At 61.8% G+C, this 21,624-nt stretch carries 17 protein-coding genes; 3 read left to right on the top strand and 14 right to left on the bottom strand.

All coding sequences use genetic code 11. The features are described 5' to 3' along the window. Positions 1-53 precede the first annotated feature (53 nt). From QUV21_RS12645 to QUV21_RS12610, 8 genes are all read right to left on the bottom strand, one after another. A complete protein-coding gene (locus tag QUV21_RS12645; RefSeq protein ID WP_300855631.1) occupies positions 54-2,396 on the bottom strand; it encodes a GNVR domain-containing protein in 2,343 nt (780 codons plus the stop codon). Between the two features lie 11 nt (positions 2,397-2,407). Continuing rightward, positions 2,408-3,496 (bottom strand): glycosyltransferase family 2 protein, encoded by a 1,089-nt coding sequence (locus tag QUV21_RS12640; protein WP_300855380.1) that lies wholly within the window; start codon positions 3,494-3,496, stop codon positions 2,408-2,410. After that, positions 3,493-4,680 (bottom strand): glycosyl transferase, encoded by a 1,188-nt coding sequence (locus tag QUV21_RS12635; RefSeq protein WP_300855378.1) that lies wholly within the window; start codon positions 4,678-4,680, stop codon positions 3,493-3,495. The genes QUV21_RS12640 and QUV21_RS12635 overlap by 4 nt, the downstream gene beginning before the upstream one ends. Further along, complete coding sequence (locus QUV21_RS12630; protein ID WP_300855376.1) at positions 4,677-6,008, bottom strand: glycosyltransferase family 2 protein; 1,332 nt, start codon at positions 6,006-6,008, stop codon at positions 4,677-4,679. The genes QUV21_RS12635 and QUV21_RS12630 overlap by 4 nt, the downstream gene beginning before the upstream one ends. Continuing rightward, positions 6,001-7,512: a lipopolysaccharide biosynthesis protein gene (locus tag QUV21_RS12625; protein ID WP_300855374.1), complete on the bottom strand. Its 1,512-nt coding sequence runs from the start codon at positions 7,510-7,512 to the stop codon at positions 6,001-6,003. The genes QUV21_RS12630 and QUV21_RS12625 overlap by 8 nt, the downstream gene beginning before the upstream one ends. Continuing rightward, a complete protein-coding gene (locus QUV21_RS12620) occupies positions 7,509-8,771 on the bottom strand; it encodes a polysaccharide biosynthesis/export family protein (protein WP_300855372.1) in 1,263 nt (420 codons plus the stop codon). Before QUV21_RS12620 ends, QUV21_RS12625 begins: the two co-directional genes overlap by 4 nt. A 41-nt stretch (positions 8,772-8,812) precedes the next feature. Further along, a complete protein-coding gene (locus QUV21_RS12615; RefSeq protein ID WP_300855369.1) occupies positions 8,813-9,526 on the bottom strand; it encodes a sugar transferase in 714 nt (237 codons plus the stop codon). Between the two features lie 604 nt (positions 9,527-10,130). Beyond that, positions 10,131-11,273: a GNAT family N-acetyltransferase gene (locus tag QUV21_RS12610; RefSeq protein WP_300855367.1), complete on the bottom strand. Its 1,143-nt coding sequence runs from the start codon at positions 11,271-11,273 to the stop codon at positions 10,131-10,133. Between the two features lie 372 nt (positions 11,274-11,645). Here QUV21_RS12610 and QUV21_RS12605 point away from each other — a divergent pair, with 372 nt between their 5' ends. Beyond that, positions 11,646-12,329, top strand: a complete 684-nt coding sequence (locus tag QUV21_RS12605) for a GNAT family N-acetyltransferase (protein WP_300855365.1) — start codon at positions 11,646-11,648, stop codon at positions 12,327-12,329. Positions 12,330-12,472: 143 nt separating this feature from the next. Here QUV21_RS12605 and QUV21_RS12600 read toward each other — a convergent pair whose 3' ends face one another. The 5 genes from QUV21_RS12600 to QUV21_RS12580 all read right to left on the bottom strand — a co-directional run bounded on the left by QUV21_RS12600 (position 12,473) and on the right by QUV21_RS12580 (position 17,226). Then, positions 12,473-14,107: an acyl-CoA synthetase gene (locus QUV21_RS12600; RefSeq protein ID WP_300855630.1), complete on the bottom strand. Its 1,635-nt coding sequence runs from the start codon at positions 14,105-14,107 to the stop codon at positions 12,473-12,475. A 5-nt stretch (positions 14,108-14,112) separates the two neighbouring features. Then, the gene (locus QUV21_RS12595) at positions 14,113-14,913 is read right to left on the bottom strand and encodes an enoyl-CoA hydratase (RefSeq protein WP_300855363.1); all 801 of its coding nucleotides are present in this window, start codon (positions 14,911-14,913) and stop codon (positions 14,113-14,115) included. A gap of 19 nt (positions 14,914-14,932) precedes the next feature. After that, complete coding sequence (locus QUV21_RS12590; RefSeq protein WP_300855361.1) at positions 14,933-15,382, bottom strand: OsmC family protein; 450 nt, start codon at positions 15,380-15,382, stop codon at positions 14,933-14,935. A gap of 30 nt (positions 15,383-15,412) precedes the next feature. After that, positions 15,413-16,555, bottom strand: coding sequence for a glycine cleavage T C-terminal barrel domain-containing protein (locus QUV21_RS12585; protein ID WP_300855359.1), 1,143 nt, complete (start codon positions 16,553-16,555; stop codon positions 15,413-15,415). Positions 16,556-16,719: 164 nt separating this feature from the next. Beyond that, positions 16,720-17,226 carry an Lrp/AsnC family transcriptional regulator gene (locus QUV21_RS12580; RefSeq protein ID WP_300855357.1) on the bottom strand — a complete coding sequence of 169 codons (507 nt, stop codon included), beginning with the start codon at positions 17,224-17,226 and terminating at the stop codon, positions 16,720-16,722. Positions 17,227-17,778: 552 nt separating this feature from the next. Between QUV21_RS12580 and QUV21_RS12575 the strand changes: the two genes are divergently transcribed. Together QUV21_RS12575 and QUV21_RS12570 are read left to right on the top strand one after the other, a co-directional pair. Next, complete coding sequence (locus tag QUV21_RS12575) at positions 17,779-18,651, top strand: hypothetical protein (protein WP_300855355.1); 873 nt, start codon at positions 17,779-17,781, stop codon at positions 18,649-18,651. Beyond that, positions 18,648-19,709 carry a hypothetical protein gene (locus QUV21_RS12570; RefSeq protein ID WP_300855354.1) on the top strand — a complete coding sequence of 354 codons (1,062 nt, stop codon included), beginning with the start codon at positions 18,648-18,650 and terminating at the stop codon, positions 19,707-19,709. The genes QUV21_RS12575 and QUV21_RS12570 overlap by 4 nt, the downstream gene beginning before the upstream one ends. Here the strand turns inward: QUV21_RS12570 and QUV21_RS12565 are convergent. After that, on the bottom strand, positions 19,678-21,615 hold the full coding sequence (locus tag QUV21_RS12565; protein ID WP_300855353.1) for a tripartite tricarboxylate transporter permease: 1,938 nt from the start codon (positions 21,613-21,615) through the stop codon (positions 19,678-19,680). The genes QUV21_RS12570 and QUV21_RS12565 overlap by 32 nt on opposite strands. Between the last annotated feature and the right edge of the window lie 9 nt (positions 21,616-21,624).

Below are 21,624 nucleotides of genomic sequence, written 5' to 3'. Positions count from 1 at the left end.
CGGCAATTCTGGCCCGGCATGCCAGACCATTGCGATTCAAGGCACCATGCACGTCAGTTCTCCTTCTCGCCCTGAGCATCATAATATCCTTCAAATGGGTCGGTTTGGCTGTATTTGGCCAAAGCGCTCATGTCAGCCTTGTTCAGGGCAATGCCTATCAGCTTTTCGTAAAGGACATGGTCCACCGACAGGATGTCCCGCAGTGTTTCCCGAGAGACCTTGCCCCATTCAAGGACCATGACCAGACCGTCCAGCACCGGAACAAGCGCGCGTGCGTCCGATACCGGGGCCAGCGGGGCAAGGTCGATGATCGTCAGCGAATAGCGTCGACGCGCTTCGGTGATCAGGTTGCGGAACTCTGGCGAACCGACCTGATCCCCGGCAGAGGAATCATTCGCGGAGAATGTGGACGGCAGGAAGTGCAGGCCGGTGTTCACTTCACGGCGAAGCGAAGCCTCCCAATCCGCCCGCCCCATCAGCACTTCGCGCAAGCCGACCCCCATCGACTGACGCAACCTTCGGCTTAGCGAAGATGTCCGGACATCCGCATCCACCAACAGCACCGACCGCCCTGCCAGCGCAGCAAGAGCCGCGAGGTTTTCCGCTGTTGTCGTCTTGCCTTCGCCCGGCCTGATCGAAACCACGCCAAGCACATAGCCCGTCTGACCTTTTGTCGAGCTTTCGAGGGTGACCCGGATATTTCGCAACGTCTCGGTGAATTGGGACCGGGGATGCCTCAGGGCCGCGAAATCATGCTTGAACCCCTTGCGCAATTCACCAGCAGTCGCCGCCTTCTTTCCGGCGATCTCGGGAACGGTTGCCCCTTCGATCTCGTCCGGTGCCAAGAGCGGCATATAGCCGAGGAAGGGCAACCCGCTGGCCTCCTGCAGATCCTCCCGGGTGCGGATGAACCTGTGGATCCGCTCGCGCCACAGCGCCAGCCCGCCACCGGCAGCCGCCCCAAGCAACAGCATGAACCCAAGGGCCAGCGACTTGCGCGGCGATATGGGATCTTCCGGAATGTCTGCAAAGGACAGCACCCGCACATTTGTGACCGGAAATGTCTGGGTCTGTTCAAGATCCTTCAGGCGAAGCAGGTAGGTCTCGTTCAGCGCATCGAAAATCTCGGCCTGCCGTTCCAAAGCGCGCAGTTCGACACGCGAGGTGGCAAGGTCCAGATTTTCGGCCGAGATCTCGGAAATGCTGTTGCGCAGGATGCTGATCTCGGATTCCAGTGCGCGGACAGCGTTTGCGGTTGTCTCGTAAAGCCGCTGCATCTCGCGTTGCAGCGCCCGCCCCTCGGCCTCGATCCGTTCGCGCAGCTGGACGACTTCAGAATGATCCGGGCCGTAGCGCAGTTCGACCTCATCAAGCCGCTGCTGCAAGACCATGAGACGCTCTTGCCCGGCAGAAAACTCGGCATCGGGAACGCGGGCTCCGGCGGCGCCCGACTCGATGAAGCGCAGCGGATCAAGCTGGCGAAGCTCGTCATAGATGCTGCTCAGCGCCCGCGTCCGCGCCAGTTGGACAGTCGCGTCGGCGATGTCGGCGTTAAGCTGCGCGATCATCTGCACGGTGATCGGTTCACCGGCGATGGTCTCCAGCCCGCTGCGCGCGCGGAACTCCTCAGCCCGCAAGGCGGCTTGGGTGGAATTCTCCTGGATCACGAACAGGCGGTTCTGGAGCCAGTCCAGCACCCGTGCCGAAGCCTCCACATTGCCGATCAGCTGGTCAGAGACGAAAGCCTCACCATAGGCATTCACGACTGCGGCCACCAGTTCCGGGTCGCTTGAGGTATAGCGCAACAGAAATACCGAACTGCGCCCTTCGCGGCGGACATCAATGTTTTCGCGAAGGTTCTCAGCCGCTGCGATGCGCTGTTTCATCGCGGCCGCTTCAGGGTCGGCCTCAGCTTCGCTGCCAGAACCGCCGGACAGAACCGCCCCCGCCAGTCCGCGCAGAAACTGCACCGCTCCGCCGGGCAAGGATCTGGGGGGGGCGACAAAAGCTTCACGTTCATGCAGGTCGAGTTTGTTGACGACGGCCAGCGCAAGGGTCTGCGACTGCAAGACCCGAAGCGCGCTTTCAAGCATGACCTCGTTCTGGGTCACGGTGGCAGGGCGGTTGAATCCGTTGGACACACCGGCAACGTCCTCGCCGATCATTACCTCGGTCGAGGCCATGTAGACCCGCGGCGCGGTCAGCACATGCAACACGCCCAGGGCCAGCCCGACAAGAGCAGCAGCGCCCACCAGATACTTCTGGCGCCGGACCGCAGAGAGGATTGCGGCAATGTCGATCTGAGGCCCGCTGCGCATCGGCCCCATCTCTGCGACCGGCCCGCTGGCTGGCGCCGGGATCATTCCCGGGTCGCTGTCGTTGAACCGCACAAGCATCCGCTTCACTCTCATTCTCCCGTCATCGCCCGCGGCCGCTGGCGGGCTTCGGACTTTCTGCCAGGGCCGCGCAGGCCAAGACGTAACAATTGGCCCCAGAATCCGACTGACCACGCCATTTGCATGACCGCCGCCGGAAGACCACAAAATGCAAATGCGAGTTTGCGCCCGCGCACCGCCGTCAGCAACCCGGCCAGCAGGCAGATCAGCAGCCAGGCCGCGAACGGCAGCGCCAGAAGCGGCATTGTTGGTGCCAGTGCTGCCAGCAAGGCAAGCGGCGCAAGGCTGATCAGGATGAAATGGCGCTTGCTCAGGCTGCCAGGATGTTTCCATGCCGTCGCAAGGCGCCCGGCACCGAATCGATAATACTGCCGAGCAAGCCCGCGCAGGGTATCGCGCGGGTAATAGTCCATCCGGGTTTCTGCCGTAAGCCAGATGCGGAATCCGGCCCCGACAAGTCGCTGGTCAAGCTCGGCATCCTCATTATGGCTGAAGTCTTCATCATAGCCGCCAACGGCACGGAACGCCGCGACCCGCATCAGTGCATGGTGGCCGTGTTCGACAAACCGGCCTTCACCCTTGCCACGATGAGCCGACCCACCGTTGCCGAACAGGGAATTCTGCGCTGCCGCGATGTTGCGCTGCAACACCCCTTGCCCGGTTGCATGCATCCGCACGACAACACTGTCGGCCCCGGTGCGCTGCGCCTCGGCAAGAAGTGCGTCGCAATAATCCACAGGATAGCCGGCATGGGCGTCAACGCGGATGATCCAGTCCACCCGGTCAGCATAATGATCAACTGCCAGATTGATGGCGGCGGATTGCAATCGGCGCGGGTTGTGCAACAGCACAAGTCCCGGGGTCCGTTCCGCCTCGGCCTGCACGATGTCCACCGTCCCGTCGGTTGACCCGCCATCCACCACAACGATATGCGCACCAAGCCGTCCAGCCCCGCCCTCCATCGCGCGGATGACTGACACGATGTGCCGGGCCTCGTTCAGCGTCGGAATGATGATGACGATCCGGCCCGGCGGCGCCTCGCCCCCGGTGCCGAGGCCCGATGTCATGTCTGTCTGGAACGTTGTTGGCTTGATGGTCATCCGACAATCTCCACGGGGTCAAGCTGTGGTACCGGGGCAGCTTCTCGCTCGGTGCCGGTGCGTCCTGCCAGAAGATCGACCAGCCGGATGCAGTCTTGCCGCGTGGTCCGCCACTCGGCCATGTCGAGTTCGGCAATCCTTGCGCGAATGGCCACAAGCCGGTTTTCGTCCACGCTTTCAAGCACGGCGGCAACGGCCTCTGGGCCCAGCGCAGGCAGCACAAGACCAAGGCCCCGCCGGGACAGATAGCGGCCGGTTTCAGTTCCCTCCAACGCTAGCGGAATCGCGCCGTTAGCACAGCTTTCATAAAGCCGGTTGGGCAGCAGCCACTCGGAATTTGCGCCCGCTTCAAACCTGTCGACCAGCCATGCGATGTCGATCCCGCCATATATCTCTGGCAGGTCATCCGGATAGCGATAGGCACCATGGAATTCGATATGCGGGTTGTCGCGCAGGATCTGATGAAAATCTGGCAAGACATCAAGCGCTGGCCGCCCCCGCAGCACCAGCCGAACCCTGCCGTTTGCATCGCGGCACAACGCATCAAGACACCGCAGGGATTCGGCGCAGCGAAGAATGCCGAACCAGCCAATCACGATCGGCCCACCGCCCTGCCGTGGCGGACGGACCGGCAACAGGGCCAGATCAGCCGCTGCCGGATCCCAGACCTTGTTCTCGATCAGGACCGGAGGTGCCTCGATCTGGCGATAGCGGCGGAAATGTTCTTCGTCGAACCGCATCGACGAGATCAACACCCGATCCACATTGCGGCACAGCCGCCGTTCCACAAGCCGCATCAATGACGCGATCATGCCCGGCCCAACCAGCAGGCGATGAATGTCCAGAGCTTCATAGAACAATCGCGGCGGTCGTTGCCGGCTGACGCGCTTGCGGATCCGGTGTGCCAGCGGCAGCATTTCAAGGTTGCGCGCAACGATGACATCCGGCGCACCGCGGCGCGCCACCGACCCCGCCCGCAGCATCAGGCGCAGCGCGCTTAGCGCCCGATGCAGAAAGCGGCCGCTGTAAGTCTGGCCAAGGACCGTCGCCTCGCGTGACAAAGGTGCGGTCCCGCGCCGAAAACCGGCGACCTCGACCACGGCCCCACCGGCCTCCAGCATGCTCACCCGGCGCCATGTGGCGGAATCGTCAAGATCATGCGTCAGATACAGGATCCGTGTCATGCCTCCTCCTGACAGGATCGCGCGGGCTGAACGACGGGGATGGCCTGCGCTTCCGCTTCCGCTGACCCGGGAGGTCGGACATCTGCTGCTGTCGGGGCAGGGTAGACGACCTTGGCCGATCCGAAGCGCGGCACCAGACCCAGCGCGAACTCTCCAGCGCGGTCGATGGCGATGATGTCAAGGTCATGCTTGCAGGCCAATCGCGCCAGTCGCATCCAGGTTTCTGCCGCCGAAGCCGCCCAACCACGTTCGTTGACCGCTGGCACTTCGAAGACCTCAAAGCCGGAATACTCGGTCGGCACCACCTGCCCGCGCTGACACAGGACAAGGTTCATCGTTGCCCTGACATCCCCCGAACTGTCCCGCCGTCGAAGCTGGCGCTGCACCCGCTCTTTCACGCTTCTCATCAGAGAAAGGACGTTCCTCGGGTTTCTGAGCAACCTGCCCGCCGCCGCCAGCCAATCCCCAGCCTTCAGTGCCTCCATCGTGCGCACATGTGAAAGCTCCCGCGCCTGCAACTTCATCCGCCGGGTGATCGCCCGGATCAGGTCTTCCCGTTCCGGCGGCTGATCGCGCAAGACCGCCGCCTGTGCCGCAATCATCCGCTCAAGGCTGGCCACCCCAAGCCGATGCGACGTGGAAAGGGGATGGCGCCGATAAAGGTAAAGCGCATCCGGGATCAACATGAACCGGGCGCCACCCAGCAGAAGCCGCAGATAGAGGTCGCAGTCCTCGTCGATGCGCAGGTTCTCGTTGTAGCGGGTCTGCCCCAGCGCACCGCGGCGGATCAGCGGCTTGAGATACCCAAGCGACAGGTTTTCGGCACCAAGCAGGCGGCCCGATATCAGCGCCACCGCATCAAATTCCTGCGGGGCTTTCAGCGCCAGTTGCCGCAGCAGCGTTCCCTGACTTTCCAGAGGGTCATCACCGAAGAACACAAGATCATCGGCCACAAGATCCGCGCCAAGCACCATAGCCGATTGCAACAGGCGGGCCAGCCTCTCTGGGTGGATGATATCGTCTGAATCGACGATTGCGACCCAATCTCCCGTCGCAATTTCAAGCGCGCGATTGCGCGCACCGGCCGGCCCCGACGGCGCCGGAGCTTCGATCAGCCGGATACGCGGATCGAGCGCCATCTCTTCGTACACGATCCTGCGGCTGGCATCGCTTGACCCGTCGTCACTGACGATCAGTTCAAGATTGTCGTGGGTCTGGTCCAGCACGGACCGAAGCGCCTGCCTGATATGCCGCTCGCCGTTGAAATTGGCCATGATCACTGAAATGCGCTGTTGCGCGGCCGAAAGGCCCTGTTCGTTGTCAGTCACCGGCAGCCCCCCTTGAAAAGGCCTGTCTCAGTTCGGCAATCTGTTGTCTGGACATGCTCAGCACGATGCCAAGATAGACCGACGCCCCCACAACCATCTGAGTCGCCAGCACCACCGTTGGTCGCAATGCCGGCAGAAGCCACGGCAGCGCAACGATGGCACCGCACATCACCCCTGTCGCCAGAAGCGGCAGCATCAGCGCTTCCAGATACTGTCGCAAAGGCATCTGGATCAGCCTTCGTGCGATCAGAAAGCAGGCTGGCAACATGGCGGCATTCACCACCACAAGGCTTGTCATGACGGCTTCCAGCCCACTGCTGACGAACAGCAGGATCGCCGAAACCACAAGAATCTGGCGCAGCAGATCGACCACGAACCACATATCCGCACGCCCCAGACCAATCGCCAGCGACGAGGACGGCACAAAAAGCCCCCCCATCAATCCGATGATCGCAAACGCCTTGACCGCCGGCATGGCTGGATCCCAATGGCTGCCGAAGATCATCGGAACGGCGCTGTCGGCCAGGGCATAAAGACCGCCGAAAAGCGGAAAGACGGCCAGTGTGGTGGCACGTATCGCGTTGCTGTAGGCCCCGATCTGCTTGCCCGGTTCGTTCTGGATAGAGGCAAAAAACACATTGGTGACAGGCAGGATAGCCCCGGCGGTCACCCCGCTCAACAGGTCGAAAAGCCGTCTGCCTAGAAAGTAGAGACCCAGGACCGCCGGTCCTGCCAGAAACCCCAGCAGCAACCGGTCAAGGTTAAGGAAGTACAGTGCATTGTTGCCCGACGCAAAAAGGCCGAACCGCAAAAGATCGCGCAGCGCACTGATCCGCAGCCCGAACCCCGGCCACCAGCGCGCAGCCCACGCAAGGATGATCAGCGACACCACGGATGTGACCATCGGTGCCATCGCCAAAGCCCAGAGCCCGTAGCCGTTAAGCGCCATGGCAACACAGATCACGCCGCCCACGCTGTTGCCGATCGCGGTGCGCGCCGCGACGTGCTTGAAACGCATTGCACGGATGACCAGCGCCTGTGGCACCACCGCCGCCAGATCAAGAACCAGCTTCACGCCAAAGAACGGCAGCAGCAGGGCCATCACCGGCTCACCGGAGATTTCCGCTACGGTACCGGCCAGCAGCAGGATCAGCACGAACATCACCAGTCCGGAAATGATGCACAGCCAGAACACGGTATCGAGATGATCATCGGCAATCTCGGTACGCTGGATGATGGCTTCACCGAATCCACCCGGTGTGGCGCAGCCGACGATGGCAATGATCGAAAGCGCAAATGCCACGATGCCGAATTCGTCCGGACCCAGAAGCCGCGAGGTTATGACGAAGACGATCATCGCGATCAGCATCGCCGAGCCGGTGTTCAGCGCCGACCAGCCGACGCCAAGCACGGCCCTGCGACCGCGCCCTTCGGAGACGTGCTGATGCATGCGCGGCACCGCTGCGGCCGGATCCGACCGCGTATCACCGACGTCAGCGCTCATTGGTTTGCGATGCCGCGCTGGTCATCAAACCAGCGCCCCCAGTTCCGCGGCATCGCGACGGTTACCACGTCTCCGGGGGCAAGTAGCGTCTCCAGCCCGGACAACCTGACAGCGTCTTCGCCCTGACCGCGCAGGATTGTAACAACGGGTTCCGGCAGCGCCGTATCTTCTTCCGCCATGCCGCCGCGCAACACCAACCCGGTTTCCGCAATGGCAAGGCCTTGCTGGGTGTCAAGGGTGGCCAGAACACGCTCCAGTTCCTCCTCCACCCGCTGCAACTCCTGCATGTCTGCAATCAATTCCCGGTCACGCAGTGCCAGCTTCTCCGATTCAGCCAGCGTTATCCCCTGCCGGGCGCGCAGTATGGCGGTGGAGACGTCCAGAAGCTGCGCCTCGACCAGCGCGACAGTGCGCTCGGTCTCGGACACGCGCGCGGTTGCGGCCAGCCCGCGCTCGGCGAGGGACTGGGCGTTTTCATTCTCGCGCCGGGCGCTTTCGATCAAGGACTCCAGTGCTTCGGATCGCCCGGTCAGTGACTCGATCTCGTTGTTCAGAAGAACGATCTGGTTGTCGAGCGCCGCCAGTTCCCGTGTGCGGCGCTCCTTGCGCAGCCGAAGCACCTCGTTTTCGCTTGTCACCAGACCAAGTGGCCAGCTTGCGCCCCCTTGACGTGGCGGCACCACCAGAGTGTCCAGACCCTCGATGGCGGCTTGCAGCATGGCGCGCCGGATCGCCAGCCTCTCACCCTCAAGGTTCAGAAGACGCATGGTGCCTTCACGCGAGAGGATGTCGCGCGGGTCAATCGCCCCGGCCCCCTGCCCAAGAGCGCCCCCCCCGGCCTGTGCAACAAGCTGCGCCGCAGTCAACCCCGGCCGGAACTGAAACTCTCCCGGGGTGCGCACCGCACCGGACACATACACTGGCCGGTAGGTTGCCACCTGCACGATGGCATCCAGTGACGCCGAAATAGCGAGTCTTTGCTGCAAGCCGTCGGCAATCAGCACCGACAAATCCGCAGGGGTCAATGTGTCGGCCTTGACCGGCCCGAGGAATGGCACGCTGACCATTCCATCGGAATCCACCCGAAGCTCAGCCCGCATCGCCTCCCACTCCTGGGCGCGATTTTCAAGCGGCTGCCATTCGAGAACACGCAGGCTCAGAACATCTCCCGGGCCGATCCGGTAACTGTCGGCAAGCACGACCGCAGGCAGCAGACAAAGCTGCAACAGCATGCCCCAGAACCACTTACCAAACCACATCCGTCTATTCCTTCAATTGCCGGCCAGGGATCGAAGGGCCTTCAGTAAGAACCGCGTCCATTGATTGCGACTGGTACCGTTTTCAGAACAAGCGACAAATCAAGAAGCAGTGAAGAATGGATCGCATAATAACGGTCAAGTGCAACGCGGCGATCATAAGACGTGTCGCTGCGGCCGCTTACCTGCCACATGCCCGTAAGGCCCGGGCGGCAGCGAAGGTAATGACGCAAGGAATGGCCAAATCGGACGCATTCGGATTGGTCAATTGGGCGCGGTCCAACAAAACTCATGTCACCCACAAGAATATTGAACAGCTGAGGCAATTCGTCGATGCTGTACTTTCGCAGAACCCTGCCCAATGACGTAATCCGCGGATCAAACTTGAGTTTGCGGGTCTTCTGCCACTCCAATTCAGCCTGTGGATTACGTTCCAGATGGTCCCGAAGCATTGCAGCCGCATTCGGCACCATGCTGCGGAACTTCCAGATCCTGAACTCTTTGCCTTGGCACCCGATTCGCGTCTGGCCGAACAACGCCGGTCCACCGTCCGACAGCCGGATCGCAAGCGCGAGGCCGATAAGCAACGGAGAAAGAAGGATAATTGCCAGTAGAGCCAGAACGATGTCGAACGCCCGCTTCACCTGCCCGCCACATGGCGCCTCACCGTGGTGTGCGGATTGTTGCGCAGATGGAAGCAGAATCGCATCTTGTTGTGTTGTCTGCAGGTAATTGTGTTTCATTTCAAAAAAATCCACCACTCTTCGTATGCACGCCGCGGACGGATGAAGCTGCGTTCCGTTTCAGACAGAGGCTGCTACGTCCACAACGTTAGAATAAGGCCGAACTGTGTCACAATGCTAGCGCCTCTTGATCAGGAATGCAGAAGTTTGAACGAAACGCACTAGTTATGCGGGTATTTTCGATGGCGAAATACATCCTGTGATTGCAATACGCCACAGGAATGACACATTAGCAAACGCCTGTTTCGGAATGGGCAACTTGCCCCAGGACCGATTCGATGGTGCGGTGGCTTCTCTAGCTTCCGTATTGGTCGGCGAAGGCGGCCAGGGTTCGATGTTTTGCCGCCCGGCAACCTATAGTGTGGGCTTTTGATTGTTTCCAAATTGGCAAAAATAGCAGTCATACAATGCCGGGTTGACTGGCCTGATATCACGCAAGCCTTGCCCGACACCGCCGCCTGACTCGGGTCAACCCGCCTGATCGGCAGAGATCTGCGCGGGGCTAACCTGCCTGACGGAAGGCCTTCGTCGCAAGACTCCGGGCTTGGGGCCGGGCTTGGGATTGGTCGGGACAGCCAACACTGAGGTCAGCGGCGCTGCGGCAAGGAGCGGGTCCGCACTACTCGTTGCCTTCGGCGCCTTTGGTCGGGCGATGGCGCCGTGCAGCCTTTGCGCGCCAGTACAGGAAGGCGAGCGCGCCCTTGAGGCTTCGGGGGGACATGCATTCCATCAAGGGCTGGCCAATGGCGCCGAAGCGCTGCTTGTAGGGCTCGTCCCCGATCGTGAAATCGAAATAGCCTTCAAAGCCCATTCGCGGGCCGTATTCTTCCAGCATCGCGTCAAACATCAGCATTCCGGGCCGGTAGGCTTCCCATTCCTCGGCGGCGAACGTCGGCATGACAGAGTGATACGCCTTTCCCCGCGTCAGGCCAAAGGACACGGCGACAGGCGTATCCGCGACCCGCATTGTCGTCACGCAGACATCCAGAGTTCTTTCCGGATTCCGGGCTACGTCGCTATAGAAACTGCGCCAGACCTCGGGCGTGTCGGGGCGGCCAATTCGTTCGAATCTGCCACGCCGCATCTTGAACAGCGCATCCATTGCCGACCCGATGGACTGGGGATCCGAGACATGCTCGAGGCTGATCGGCCCGATTGCCGCGATCTTTTTCTTTTGCTGCCGGATGGTCGACCGCAGACGCGATTGCATGATTTCCTTGGACAATTCTCCCCAAGGCCGCCGCACGTCGATCCCATAGCAGCTTTCGCGCATGGCGACGACATGACCAACCTGCAACAGCGGGTTGGGCTTGCCTTCGATCTGCTGTTGCAGCTTCTGAAAATGCACCATGTCACACCGCGGCAGCGCCCGCAGGATGTCCGACATGACACCCGGCACCTCTGCCGAGCTGATCCGGTCGTCCCGGGCCATGACAACTCCGCCGTAATCGCTGACCCCAAGGTCAGCAAGCGAGATGAAATTCATCCCCTTCCAGCGGTGGCGGCAAAGCGGAAGGATCCAGACAATGCCACCCGCGTCGGCCACAGTGACGATCAGGGGCTTGGCGAGGCCATGTTTGCTTGTGTTGGCATACCAGGCCGAAGCCCAGTCATATGTCTGAAAGACAGTGGCATGGCCGTCTTCCTCCAGCTTGCGCCAGTCCGGCTCCAGGGCCTTCCAGTCATGGTGAACCGCGATGGTCCTTGCCTGGCCGCCGGGCGCACCGCCACGAACCCCAGTGTCAGCGAGCGAGTCCGTCATGTCTGCCTTCCTACTCACAGTGGCCCGGCAAGAGCGCGCCAGGAACCAGCACATTTAAACCCGGCATGTATCCAGGGCGCGAAAGACACGCGGGCAAGAGAAACCAAATGTCCCAGCCAAGCGCAAGCGCCCATTCCGGCGAAGGGTGACCAGCGTCAAAACGCCGGACACACGCCACTTGACGCCGATCAAGGGAAAACTTGCCTTGTAGGCTTCCATCTTGGCAAGGCCTTTTCTGGCACCCTGAATTGTGGACAATTCAGCGACGGCGGCCCCGTCAAATGCAGCCTTTCAGGGCAAGGCGATATCCGCAGTTGCCTGATGCCCTGGTTCACATCACAATTGCCGAAGGTAACTTGGGGGGTAGGTGCAATGTCGGAAGCAGACACGGTTGTCGTTGAACGCACGTTGGGTGACAGGATCGCCTGGCGTCTTCGGAAAGGCCCGTACAGCTATTCCTGGCGGTTCGGGCTGCGCCGGACCCTGAGTGAACCGGTCGAACCGCCAAAAGCAAAGATCCCGCTGCATGTCCGGCCCTTCGCGCCCGGCGATGAAGCGGCCCTGTTCGGGCATCGGCTGACAGGCACCGATCCGGCGGATGCGATCGAGGTCCGTTACCGGATGGAACATCTGGAGGCAGACATTCCGACACCCTACGTCGCGATCGACGAAACCAACGGGACGCCTTGCTATATGCAATGGTTGATGGGTGCGGACCAGAACGACAAGATCCAGGCAAAGCCCTGGGGCTTTCCGGTGCTGGCGCGCAATGAGGCGATCCTTGAGAACGCCTATACCCCACCAGCCTATCGTGGGCAGCGCATCATGGCCGAGGCGATGTTTCTGATCGCCGAACAGGCGCGCAATATCAATTGCGACTATGCAATGACCTTCGTTGCCGGCGACAACATGGCCTCACTGAAAGGCTGCAAACGTGCGGGCTTCGATATCTATATGGTCCACGAACGCCGGGACTACGCTTTCGGGTCGTTTACCCGCAACAGCTTTACGGTGCTGCCCAAGGGTGACCCCCGCCTGTCATTGCTGAATGGCTGAGCCGACCAGCCGGCAAGTGCAGCCTACCGGGCCATCAGACTGCCAGCGCCGCGCGGCAACAAAGGGCCGCGCGACCCCCCCGGCGCGCCGTGCGACAATGCGACCGCGTCTGCCAACGGGTTTCCAGTGACATGGCAAAGGAGTCAGCCTGCAATCTTTCGCGCTTCCGCGCGCAGGTTGAATTTCTGGATCTTGCCCGTCGAAGTCCGGGGGATCGGCATGAAGACGAACGCCGCCGGCACCTTGTAGGCAGCCAGATGTTCGCGGCACCAGCTGCGCAGTTCCTCGGCATCTGCCGTCTTGCCGTCGGTCAGTTCGACGAAAGCGCAGGGCGTCTCGCCCCACTTGTCATGCGGCATCGCCACCACGGCGGCGACGGCAACGGCGGGATGCCGGTAAAGCGCCTCTTCCACTTCGATTGACGAGATGTTCTCGCCGCCAGAAATGATGATGTCCTTGGACCGGTCCTTCAATTGCAGATAGCCGTCGGGATGCATCACGCCAAGGTCGCCGGAATGGAACCATCCCCCGGCAAACGCCTCGGCCGTGGCCTTGGGGTTGCGGAAATAGCCCTTCATCACGACATTTCCGCGAAACATAACTTCGCCCATCGTCTGGCCATCACGCGGGACGGGGCGCATGGTTTCGGGGTCCAGCACGTCCACCTTCTCCAGCGGCAAGTAACGCACGCCCTGACGCGCCTTGAGTGCGGCCTGCCGATCCGGCGGCAGGGCCGACCAGTCCGCGTGCCAGTCATTCACCACAGCCGGGCCATAGGTTTCGGTCAGGCCGTATAGATGGGTCACTTCAAAGCCCGCCTCCCGCATGTCGGCCAGCAGCTTTTCAGGCGGCGGCGCGGCGGCGGTGTAGAACTGCACGGTCCGGCCAAGGTCGCGCTTCACAGCGTCCGGGGCCGAGATCATCAGCGACATCACGATGGGCGCGCCGCACAGGTGGGTCACGCCGTCTTCGGCCAGCGCCCGCCAGATCGGCTCGGCACGGACCTGCCGCAGGCAGACATGGGTGCCGACAATGGCCGACAGGGTCCATGGGAAACACCAGCCGTTGCAGTGAAACATGGGAAGGGTCCACAGATAGACCGCGTGTTTCTGCATCGAGGTGGTCAGGGCATTGCCCTGCGCCAGAAGATAGGCCCCCCGATGATGCGACACGACACCTTTGGGATCACCCGTGGTGCCGGAAGTATAGTTGATCGAGATCGCGTCCCATTCATCCTTGGGCATCAGCCAGTCAAATTCCGGGTCACCCGAGGAAAGAAAGGCTTCATAATCCTGCACATCGGGGCCTTGGGTCGCACCGGTGAATTCCGGATCGTCATAGCGGATCACGATCGGGCGGACAGTGGCGCAGGCCATAGCCTCTTGCAGGAGGGGCATGAATTCGCTGTCGACGATCACGACCTTTGCCATCGCGTGATCCAGTTGAAAACCGATTGTCGCCGCATCGAGCCGCGTGTTGATCGAATGCAGCACCGCGCCGCACATCGGCACCCCATAGTGGCATTCCAGCATCGCCGGAGTATTCGCAAGCAGGGCCGAAACGGTGTCTCCCCTGCCGATGCCGACCTGCGCAAGTGCCGAGGCCAGACGCCGAGAGCGGGCGTAGAACGCGGCATAGCTACGCCGCAAGTCCCCGTGGATGATTGCGGTGTGATCGGGAAAGACGCTGGCCGCGCGTTCCAGAAAGGTAAGCGGTGTCAGGGGCTGATGGTTTGCGGGGTTGCGGTCCAGCCCGGAGTCAAAGGGGTTTTCCACCATCGCCCTCATGCGTCCTGCCAACGCGGCGCGCGCTTCTCGATGAAGGCGCCGATGCCTTCATCTGCGTCGCGGGCCAGCATGTTTTCAACCATGACGCCCGAAGCGTAGTCGTAAGCCTCGGCCAAGGACATTTCGCGTTGGGCGTAAAAGGCGCGTTTTCCGGTGGCCAGCGTCATGGCGGATCGGGACGCGATCTTGCGCGCCAATCCCATCGTCGCGGCCTGCAACTCATCAGCGGCGACGACCTTGTTGACCAGTCCGATCTCGGCAGCGCGGGTGGCGGGTGTCATGTCACCGGTCAAAAGCATCTCCATCGCGTGCTTGGCGCTGACGTTGCGTGAAAGGGCCACCATCGGGGTGGAACAGAACAAGCCGATATGCACGCCCGGCGTGCTGAACTGCGCTGTGTCTGCCGCCACGGCAAGATCGCAACTTGCGACCAGCTGGCACCCTGCCGCAGTGGCGATGCCTGCGACTTCTGCAATGACCGGCTTCGGGCAGGTCACAATCGCCTGCATCACGCCGGAACACGTTGCCATGACATGCGCGAAGTATGCCCGGCCGCGATCTGGTGCTGCGCGACCTGCGGTCAGTTCCTTCAAATCATGGCCTGCGCAAAAGGCTGGCCCGGTTGCCGCAAGTACAACCACCCGCACCGAAGGGTTGGCCCCCGCTTCGGCAAAGGCGCTGGCCAACCGTGCCAGCATCGCCTCGGAAAGGGCGTTTCGGCGGCGGGTGTCGTTCAGGTTCAGGCGCAGGATGCCGTCACCGTCAATGTCTTGCAGCAGGATCTGATCGTCTTGCATGGCTGTCCCCCCGTGAACCCTAAAGGATATTTACCTCCACGCTATCCGCCAGCGTGTTCGCGATAAAGCAGTAGCGATGCGCACGGTCCTGCATCTGGGCAAGGGCCGGGTCATCGATGGCAAAGCCCGAGTCGAACCGCACCACCGGATGCAGGTCAATCCGGGTGACCGACATCTGCCCCCGGGGGTTCTTGCCCAGATGGGCCACCGCGTGATCATGATAGCTGGCCACCGGCCATCCGGCCTTGGCTGCCAGCGCAAGGAACGTCATCATGTGACAACTGGACAAAGCCGATGCCAGTGCCTGTTCGGGGTTTGTGCTGGCCGCATCACCGCCCCAGTCAGGGGCCGCATCGACCGGCAGCTCCAACGCGTCGCTAAACTGCACGACATGCGCGTTCGAATAGGCACCGGTCTTCAGCGCGGGCTCTGTACGCTGCCAATGCAAGCGGATCGAAAGTTCGGTCATGGCTTCGCAATCCCTTTCCAACGGCAGCGATCAGGCGGCGGCAAGCGTCTTCTTCGGGTCGTAGAACGGACGGTCCACGACCGTGGCACGGGTCGCCCCGCCGGCCGTTACAACTTCGACCACCGTGCCGACCGCCGCATGCTGAACCGAGACCATGGCAAGGGCAATGTTCTGCCGCAGCCGGGGCGAATGGATTGCGGAAGTCACCTTGCCGATGGCGGCCCCATCCTTCAGCACAGGCCAGAAGGTTGTGTTCGGCCCTGTGAGCGGCGCGCCCTCGATCAGCAGGCCAACCTGTTTGCGGCTGACGCCCGTTGCGCTGATCCGACGCAGCGCTGCCTTGCCGATGAAATCGGCCTCCGCCTCAAGGTTCACCAGCCGGTCAAGGCCCAACTCATAGGGGTTGGTGTTGATATCGGCATCGGCGTGGTAGGACAGCATCCCGCCCTCGATCCGCCGGATTGACGAGGTGTGGCCGGGCTTCAGCCCAAAGGGCTGTCCGGCCGCCATGATCTTTTCCCAAAGCTCGTCGCCCCGCGCGGCGTCCTGCAGGTAAAGCTCGTAACCAAGTTCGCTGGACCATCCGGTCCGCGACACGATCAGCGGAATGCCGTCCAGTTCAACCCGCCGCAGCCAGTAGTATTTCAGATCCATGATGCCGTCACCAAACAGGGCGCGCATCACCTCACCCGATTTCGGCCCCTGCAACTGCAACGGCGAGACATCAGGCTCGCGGATCGTCACATCCAGCCCGCTATGCACCGCAACGCCTTGCGCCCACAAAAGGATGTCGCTGTCGGCCAGGGACAGCCAGAAATGGTTTTCCGCCAGTCGCAGCAGGATCGGGTCATTCAGGATTCCACCATCTGCGTTGGTGATCAGCACATACTTGCACTGCCCGACCGCCAGCTTCGACAGATCGCGCGGCGTCAGCATCTGCACGAATCTGGCAGCGTCCGGCCCCGTGATCTCCACCTGACGCTCGACGGCCACGTCGCACAGGATCGCATCATTGATCAGGTTCCAGAAATTCTGTTCGGGGTCACCGAAATCGCGCGGAATATACATGTGGTTATAGACCGAGAACGCCTTGGCCCCCCAACGAACCGTTGCCTCGAAATAGGGGGATTTGCGGATCTGGGTTCCGAAACCGAAATCTTCTGCCTTTGCCATCATGCTTGCCCCTGCTGGTCGGTCTGTCACAGACCGCGCTTCCTTGACCATGTCGCAGGACTTTAGGCAACTTCGGCCGGACAATCGGGCCAAAGACAAGGCAGGCCCGGACCGTTTGGACCAACGTTCCGATCACAACGGACCATTCAGTCTTTCGCGCTTGCTCAGCTGGTCTCAGACCTTCCGGCAAGTCCTGCAACAAGGCGCCCAAGGTCAGGCTGCGCCGCCTTGATCTCGCGCGTCACGATATAGGTCATGTAGCGGTCGATCCCCAGTTCCGCGATCAGCATCCCCTCCATCACGGCCTGGAACGACGACAAACTGGTGGTGACAACCGTCAGCACATAGTCCATCCCTCCCCCGGTCGAAACGCAATCTGTCACCTCGGGGCATTGCAGGACGTGTCTCTCAAAACGGTCGAAATCGAATTTTCGGTGGCTTTTCAAGGACACGGTAACCACCACCTTGGTCAAACCAACGATCCGTGCCAACACGATATCCGCATGATAGCCCCGGATCAGCCCCGCCTTCTTCAACCGCGCCAGCCGCGACCAGCACGGCGTCGCCGACAGGCCTACCAGCTCGGCCAGCCGCGATTTGCTGAGCTGCCCATGCTGTTGCAGCGCGCACAGGATCCGGACATCTGCGGGGTCAAGGTCTACAGGTTTCATGGTGTTGCAGGCTGCATGCGGGGTGCTACTTTCACAAAACCACGGTCATGATCGGGCTTGGTCCCCATTACCTACGCGCTGAAATGCGTGATTTCCATCCTTCGCAGAGGCTTCGCCTGCACCCCCAGGGCATTTTTGCCTGCGCGGCCTGCGAAAGTACAAACCCGCCCGGCATCAGCCTGACAACACCCATTCGGTTTCAGGTTGAAGCAATTTGCTTGGCGCCAAGCCTTGGTTAACACTAGCGCAGAGCGGTCCGATCTTTTCCGAGTTCGGGGGGCAAGCGAACCGGCTTCCTGCTTGAAGAACCTGAAGGGTTCTTTTGTCGTCAAGCACAAGGCAGGCCACTCTGGCAGGTGTCCGGAATTCTTCCTCTCCGCCTTCGCTATCGCTGCCACCAAGGGCCGGGTTTGACGCGGGGGCCACTCTGGCCTGATCCAATCCGCGCTGAGCAGATCGGGTGTCATTCACGCCCACACTGGAAAATCCGTCACTGAACGCGCTACAAGTCAAGAGAGCGGTCTCGGGCCGGGGCCGATCAACAGTGCAGCTTTGACAGAAATTCAGATCACCGTGCAGGACTGGCGCTCAGAACATCCGTCGGCAACGCGATCCGAACCCGCTGCTCAGCTGGCCTATGCTTTGTCGGCCGTCCATTGCCAGGGCTGTCGGGGCTATCATGCCATCTGGCCTTATCTGCGTCTGATCGACCCGCCGCGCGGCGTGGATGCCGACCGTGACCTGTTGCTGAAGACGCTCGCCCCTTTGCTTGATACCGGATCGACCGTCCTGCTTGCGGGGAGTGCCGATGCAGGGCTGGCGGAATGCGTCCTTGATGCCGCCGCAGACCAGCCGGTCGACCTGACGGTGGTTGATTTGTGCGACACTCCGCTGCGGCAATGCGCAGGGCTTCTGGGCAGCCGGGCCGCGGGCAGGCTTTTCACAAAGCGCGCCTCGATCACGGGGCAGGCTGTCGCGCCACCTGTCGATCTGATCGTAGCGCATTCCGTGCTGTCATTCCTGTCGGCGGACAACCTTGTCAAAGCCGCCGCCTTCATCGACCGCAGCCTGCGTCCAGCAGGACGGCTTGTCATGACGACGGCAATCGGCCGACGCACGCCCACGACCAACAGGGCATTCTTTCGACGCCACGTCCTGACTGAGCTTGCTGCCCGCTCTGTGGCGCTTCCTGATGATGAACTGGCCTTCACCACGCTGCTGGATGCTTATGCCCTTGGACGTGAACAAAGGGCCAGCCCTTTTGCCGACCGGGACGCACTTCTTCAATGGCTGAACGCAGCGGGACTGTCTGTGGAAACCATTCAGGAACTGCGCCGGGGAACGGGTTTCGATTCCCGGGGTGATCCAATCTTGCGTCCATCGGAAGGGGTGCTTGTCGTGGCCAGGAAGGATCTCGCAGGATGATCCTCTATGTCTGCCGCGCCCGCCACAGATACACACTCGACAGATTCCTGCCCGCCGTGCCAACCGAACGGCGGGGGATGTTGGGCGTCCTGACCTATGAGGACATGTTTGCGACCCTGCGCATCCCGCCCGCCAACCTGATCTTCACCGATTTCGACCGCCTCTCCCAATACGAACTCGAAATCGCGGCCAGCGCGGCCGAGCAGATGCGCAGGGCCTGTCCCGAGGCCCGCATCCTCAACCACCCGGCCAGGTTTCTCCAGCGCCACGAATTGCTGATGCAGCTTTGGCACAGGGGAATAAATCCGTTCCGTTCGGCCCGGCTGGAACTTCCGCTGCCGGACCTAAGCTATCCAGTGTTCCTGCGGCGCGAGGCAGATGCGAAGGGGCCTGAGACCGGTCTTTTGCCCGACCGCGCCGCGCTTGAGCGCGCGCTTGACGACATGCGGGTGCGGGGCGTTCCGTTGCGCGGTCGGCTGGCAGTCGAGTTCTGCAATCGCGCCGATGCAGACGGCCTGTTCCGCAAGTATGGAGCTTTCCGGGTGGGTGAGCGGATCCTTCCACAGCATCTTCAGATTTCGGAAGACTGGGTGGTCAAGAGCAATTCCAGCCGGCTGACCGAGGCGCATGTCACCGAGGAAATGGACTATATCCTGACCAATCCCCATAGCGACGCCATCAAGCAGATCATGGACTTGGCCGGCGCAGACTTCGGTCGTATCGATTATACGGTCGTGGACGGTCGGATCATCGTCTTCGAGATCAACTCGAACCCGACCTTTCCCGGCATCGACAAGGACGATCCACGCCAGGAACGGCGCAGGATCGTCCGGGACCGCCTTCTGGATGCCTTTTCGCAAGTCGACACGCCGATCCCGGACCGCAAGCCCGTCAAACTGAAGTTGCCCTATCCCCGAAGCCACGATCTGCCACGGTCGGTTGCACTATGGCTCGTGCCAGGCTTGCGCACGGCAGTCACGCTCTGGCACCGGCTGACCCGAAAGATCAGGCGAAGTCTGGACCAGCTCAAAGACCCCGGATCGGGACAAGGTCGCTGAACGCGGTCAAGGGCCGCACAAGGCCGATCGTCTCGCCCGCAAGGATCCATGCAACGGCCGCAAAGCCAAGTGCGACTGGCACCAGCCAACGACGGGACAAGCGGGTGAACTGCGCGTAATAGACCAGGGCAAAGGCGGCCGAGGCAAGCGGCGGCCCCACAAGCCAGATCGTCACAAGCAGCCCCAGAAACAGGATCAGGACGGACGGCGTCACCAAGTTGGCGCAGCGACGCGGCGGACCAAGGGTAGCCAAGGCGGCCAACGTTGCCGCGATTCCCCATGTTCCTGCCAGAATTGGCAAGACCGATGCCTGTCCCGGCAGGGACCATGCCAAAGCTATGGCAAGGCCAAAAATGGCCAGAAGCATGATCGAGAAGGCCGTATTCGACGCAGGTTCGGCCCCTTCGGCCGCCTCTGGCAGGGTTGCGCCCTTGCGCCTTGTTCCGCCCTTCCACCAGAACAGTACCGTCGCCAGCGCCAACCCGATGATCACAAGAACCATCGGGCGCTGCAATGCGCCGATACCGACGGTCAGCATCGTTCGCGTCAACGCACCTTCAAGAATCGGCCCGATCACGAAACCAAGGACGAATGGCGCCCTTGGCCAGTCCAGATGCGCCAGCATCGTACCCAGGGCTCCGAAAACCACGATCTGTGCCAGCGTTTCGACACTGGGCGAAATCGCAAGCGCGGCCACCGTCGATGCCATGAGCGCGAAGGGGACCACCATGCCGCGGTGCAGCGCGGCCAGCCGGGTCAGGAGTGGCGCAACCGCCAAACAGATCGGAAAGGCCAGAAGATTGGCGACAAGGATCACCCAGCCCGCCATCTGGATGATCCATGGATCGCGGGCGGCCATGCCCGGCCCCACCTCGATCCCAAGAAGGGCGAAGGCACCAAGCAGGATGCCCATGCTTGTCGTTCCCGGAACCGCGAAAAGCAGGGTCGGCAGCATTGCCCCGCCCTCCTTTGAATTATTGGCTGCTTCCGGGGCGATGACACCCTCGATAGCTCCCTGACCAAAGGGGACATTCGGACGGGTCGAGGTGCTGGCATGGCCATAAGCCAGCCAGACGGCAATGCTCGCCCCCAGCCCGGGAATGAAGCCGACCACGATCCCAAGGACAGAGGAACGCAGAACCAGCCAACCGTTTCGTACCGTCTGCCAACACCCGGCCAGAACATCGGCGTAACGGACGCGAGGTGGTGAAAGCACTGGCAATGCCGGACCGTTCAACTCACCTTCCCGCTGGTCGCGCAGCAACCCGGGTATGACGAAAAGGCCGGCAACGAGCGCTCCGATGTTCAGGCCATCCCAAAGCTCAAGTCGCCCCAAGGTGAACCGCTGCGCCGCCGAATGCGCGTCCACGCCCACTGTCGCCGCCAGAACCCCCAGCGCTGCAACCAAAAGGCCAAGTGCCAGGCTTTTGCCCGACAGCGCCGCGATTGCCAGCAGCCCCGTTGCCGACAAGGCTGCCACCTCGGCTGACGTGAACTGCCGCGCAATCGATCCACCGAGCGGCGCCAGCAAGAGGAGCGCCACAGCCCCCAGAACGCCACCTGCCACCGAGGCGGCAAGAATCGCGCCCACCGCTTCGCCGCCCCTGCCCGCCTGCATCATCGGCCAGCCGTCCACCACCGTGGCCGCCTCGGAGCTTGATGTCGGAAGGCCGAGGACCACTGCCGGGACGGAACCGGAGGTATGCACAACAGCATGCATGGCGATCAGAAACACCGCCGCGCCCACAGGATCGAACCACAAGGCGACGGGCAATGCGATCAAAAGCCCGATGCGCCCGCTGATGCCCGGCGCAAGACCAGCGGCCAAACCGAAAATCAGCCCCGCGACAAGGACCGGGCCGAACTCGATCACAGAAGCGATGGTCTGCGGCAGGGAAACCGTCATCTGCCGATC

The sequence above is a fragment of the Tabrizicola sp. genome, from assembly GCF_030373185.1.
In the GTDB taxonomy this organism is placed as follows: domain Bacteria; phylum Pseudomonadota; class Alphaproteobacteria; order Rhodobacterales; family Rhodobacteraceae; genus Tabrizicola.
This window is presented reverse-complemented; position numbering and strand designations above follow the sequence as displayed.